Annotated in this window: 5 protein-coding genes; 2 read left to right on the top strand and 3 right to left on the bottom strand. The window is 33.5% G+C overall.

Annotated elements, in window-relative coordinates; all coding sequences use genetic code 11:
- The first annotated feature begins 105 nt into the window (after nt 1-105).
- Together RDN22_RS11100 and RDN22_RS11095 are read left to right on the top strand one after the other, a co-directional pair.
- On the top strand, nt 106-378 hold the full coding sequence (locus RDN22_RS11100; RefSeq protein ID WP_308558137.1) for a hypothetical protein: 273 nt from the start codon (nt 106-108) through the stop codon (nt 376-378).
- Complete coding sequence (locus RDN22_RS11095; protein WP_308558136.1) at nt 293-868, top strand: hypothetical protein; 576 nt, start codon at nt 293-295, stop codon at nt 866-868. Before RDN22_RS11100 ends, RDN22_RS11095 begins: the two co-directional genes overlap by 86 nt.
- Nucleotides 869-1,020: 152 nt before the next feature.
- Here RDN22_RS11095 and RDN22_RS11090 read toward each other — a convergent pair whose 3' ends face one another.
- From RDN22_RS11090 to RDN22_RS11080, 3 genes are read right to left on the bottom strand one after another with little or no spacing between them, the layout of a single operon-like run.
- The gene (locus RDN22_RS11090; protein ID WP_308558135.1) at nt 1,021-1,845 is read right to left on the bottom strand and encodes a helix-turn-helix transcriptional regulator; all 825 of its coding nucleotides are present in this window, start codon (nt 1,843-1,845) and stop codon (nt 1,021-1,023) included.
- Nucleotides 1,846-1,859: 14 nt separating this feature from the next.
- Nucleotides 1,860-2,615: a helix-turn-helix transcriptional regulator gene (locus RDN22_RS11085; protein WP_308558133.1), complete on the bottom strand. Its 756-nt coding sequence runs from the start codon at nt 2,613-2,615 to the stop codon at nt 1,860-1,862.
- On the bottom strand, nt 2,612-3,415 hold the full coding sequence (locus tag RDN22_RS11080) for a helix-turn-helix transcriptional regulator (protein ID WP_308558132.1): 804 nt from the start codon (nt 3,413-3,415) through the stop codon (nt 2,612-2,614). Before RDN22_RS11080 ends, RDN22_RS11085 begins: the two co-directional genes overlap by 4 nt.
- Between the last annotated feature and the right edge of the window lie 189 nt (nt 3,416-3,604).

Raw genomic sequence — 3,604 nt, 5'->3', positions numbered from 1 at the left:
ATTTAGCCATAATAAAACCCCCGAAATTCATGTCCGAATTTCGAGGGTCACCACAGATAATGTGATATCAAACGTGTTTTTTCATTTAATTAAGAGGGAGTAAAAATGTTCAAGAAGAATGAGTTAATCAAGTTGTTAGCAGCAGCTACCTTTGCTGTTGTAGGCGTCGGTGCAGTTAATACTGTTAGTCACACTTCTACCGTTCAAGCAAGTACTTTTCACTGGTTGAGAAAAGACCACAAAACTGTAACTTTAGGTTTTGGTGATCGTCTACCACTTAGAATTTATCAAAATGGCAAACATGTTTATTATGACGATGATGCAACAGCTGATGGTAATTACACCGAATTTGCTGAAGCTTCAATATATTTTACTTAAAACACGTGGCTGGAAATATATTAATGGCATAAAATACTACAAACTCTATAATTATTTCAACGACGCAAGTGCCTATGTCCCTGTTAAATATTTCACTAAAAAATATAATGATATGAGCTACTTAACTATTTATCGTGTAAAGCGTCATACTAAAGTTTTATCAGATGACATGGATCATACTGATAATGGCATGTGGTATGGCAAAGGCGATATTATCTTAGTGAACAACCATACTCTTAATGATAAATATGTAGATACTACTACTCCAATGCAAGATGGTGTACACAATGCTGATGGATATTATTCATATAATGGTGGTAACATTGGTGGCCTTATTAAGAATGCTGATTTTAAGCGTAATACAATTAAAGTCAGTGGCAATACCAAATTCTTAATGAATCGTGGCAAAGACTATTACACCAATAATAGCTTAGCTCGCGGTGGTGTTTATATTCACAAGAAATTCTGCAAGATCTATAGTGCCAGATAATCGATATTTTAAGTGTCTGGGAAAAAACTCAGAAATTAAAAAATCTCACTAAATCTTGGTATTGATAAACCTTGATTTAATGGGATTTTTGTTTTGAGTCAAAGTCGAAATTTAACTAAAAATCGACTTTTTTCCCAGACACTTTTTGTACATTAATTTTTATCAAACGCATCTTCAATCAATGACAAATACCCACTTGCCTTTAAAACTTTAACTATCATATCAGCCATCTCTTTATCATCATTAAAGACAGCTTCATAATACGTCCCTAAAACACTGTTAATTCCAATTACCCCATCTTTAGGCAATTCACGCAAGAAGCCAACTGCTCTATCAATATATTTTTTATCAACCTTTTCTTCTTGATGATAGCAGCAGTTCAAAAAGTTCACCGCAATGATCGCCACAAACTGCAGAGTAAACGTATCCGATTGCGGCTTTTTTTCATACGCACGAAAAGCAGAATCAACCATTTGATAAGCTTCATCAATATCTAAGAAGATCACGGCCTGACTCAAATAATGGTATGCAGTCCTATTCCAATTTTCATCCATTATTATTGACTTAACTTTTTTCTTCATTTCAGGACTAATCATCTTATTTGAATGAAGTACCCACGCATAAGCATTATCAAGTCTAAATCGTAGCCAAAAGCTTGGCTTGGTTTGAGATTCTTCAATTTCAGCCTTAATTTTATCTAATGCTTGTAAGTCTTTTCTATTCTGAGCAAAGCTAATTTGGTTCATTAATTCAAAATTTGGTTCTGTCTTAGTGTTTTGATTAGCAACATTTGTAAAGAAACTAACCACATCAAAGTGATGACTAGTTAAAAGTTCAATCAATAAATTCGCATCTATCTCATGAACATCCCTCTCAACCTTTGAATAAAAAGACTCTGAAATAATCCCACCTGCCATCTGCTGCTGAGTTAATCCAGCATGCAAACGCAACTGCTTTAAAGCTTCACCAATACTCATCTTTACCTCTACACCTACAAATAGGCTATATCTTCTATCAAATTTGCGATATTTTCTGCTTCACCATACTGCTTATAAAATAGTTTTTCATAATAAACAGCTAACAGCTTATACATTCTCATATCTGAAGAATTCGGTAATGACTTTAAAAACTCAATTGCTTCTTCGTCTTCAGAATCAAACTCATTTTGCCTATTGCAAATATCCAAATAATTAACGACTATCCGCGCCATGATGATCTTCGTTCTTGCATTTATCCGCGGATAATTAATTTTCTTAGGTATCACTTTCACCAGAGTCCGTAAGTCATCTATTTTGTACCAATCCATGATATGAGAAAGCATCCACAAAATATTTTCATTCCATACTTTCGATTTTAACAAAAAATGACTCAACTGTTTAAATTGCGATCTAGTAGCTTCACCATTCAAATCATCAATCAAAAATTGGAGCAGCTTCTCAGTTTTTAAATCTTCAAATTCCAACTGATCGAACATTTTCTCTAAGCTAACGACATCTTTATTTGCATAAGCAAGCGTAATTTGATCCTGCAACACTTCGACCTTAGGCTTTACATCCCCAAAGTCTTTCAAAAAGGCAACCATCGATATCTCATGCTTATACAAAATATTCATTAAATCATTTACTGTAATAGCACTACTGCCATGTTCAACTCGCGAATAAAACGAGCGATTAACAACATTGTCCGCCATTTGCTCCTGCGTCAAGCACTGCGATTTACGTACTAGTTTTAATTGCTCACCAATCATCGTAGACTCTCCTTTGGCAGCGTTTCAGCATAGTGCTTATAGCCACTTTCACTTATTAAGTTAATTATGTCTTGCGCAGTTTGATCTTCATTGTTAATTAAAGCCAGGTAGTATTTTACTATCAACTTATGAAAAATAATATCAAAGCTGTATGGCATGCTATTTACAAAATCAATCACTTTTAATGCAGCAGCTCGATCCTTTTCACGATAGCATCGATCCAGATAACCGATTAAGACATTCATTAATGAGACAACAGTCTGCTGACTGCTATAATCTATTTCACTGCTTTTATCTAAAATCTCATTTACAATCCCGGTCAATTCATCAAAGTCATATAGTGGCATTGAAACAGCTAAATTCCAAAAATCAGCTTGTTTTTCTGGACTATACCTTAGATAATCCTTCAATTGTGTCTGAACATCTTGCGGAATATTTAGCGGCAAATTCTTTAGATTGGCAATTATCAGTTTTAATTCATAGTAAAGCAGCGTCTCTTCTGGTGTTAGTTTATTCTTTAATTCATCTAGTTTATCTAAATCTCGATTCTCAAAGTACAAATAGATCTCTTTTTGAAATTTAATATAAGGCAAATTTTCTTCGTCAAAAGCCTCAAAAAAGTCATAAAAAGAAATATGATGTGCATTTAAGATTTTAACCAACTTATCAATACTAATTTTATTTTTATCAACTTCAAGCTTGGAATAAAAAGAAGTCGATACAACTCCTGCAGCCATGCTCGTTTGTGATAAACCCATTGATAGTCTAAATTTTTTTAGTTGCTCACCAATAGTTGTCATATTTCTCACGCCCTTCAATAACATGTTATTTTATTGCGGAGAATCTGTCTTAAAATCTTCCATATGGAAGATTTAATTTAACTATTTGCACATTTTAAACAAAAAAACATCCTAACCTCACAGTGAAGTGAGACCCAAAAGTTAGACACTTTTGGGTCTTTTATTATGACTAAATTTAATAAAGAACAA

The sequence above is a fragment of the uncultured Lactobacillus sp. genome, from assembly GCF_902491705.1.
GTDB lineage: Bacteria > Bacillota > Bacilli > Lactobacillales > Lactobacillaceae > Lactobacillus.
The sequence above is the reverse complement of the archived record's forward strand: the minus strand, read 5'-3'. Positions and strand labels throughout refer to the sequence as shown.

Excerpts from the sequence above, each read along its gene's own strand:
- RDN22_RS11100 (WP_308558137.1), top strand. The coding sequence starts at position 106 with ATGTTCAAGAAGAATGAGTTAATCAAGTTGTTAGCAGCAGCTACCTTT.
- RDN22_RS11095 (WP_308558136.1), top strand. The coding sequence starts at position 293 with ATGGCAAACATGTTTATTATGACGATGATGCAACAGCTGATGGTAATT.
- RDN22_RS11090 (WP_308558135.1), bottom strand. The coding sequence starts at position 1,845 with ATGAGTATTGGTGAAGCTTTAAAGCAGTTGCGTTTGCATGCTGGATTA.
- RDN22_RS11085 (WP_308558133.1), bottom strand. The coding sequence starts at position 2,615 with ATGATTGGTGAGCAATTAAAACTAGTACGTAAATCGCAGTGCTTGACG.
- RDN22_RS11080 (WP_308558132.1), bottom strand. The coding sequence starts at position 3,415 with ATGACAACTATTGGTGAGCAACTAAAAAAATTTAGACTATCAATGGGT.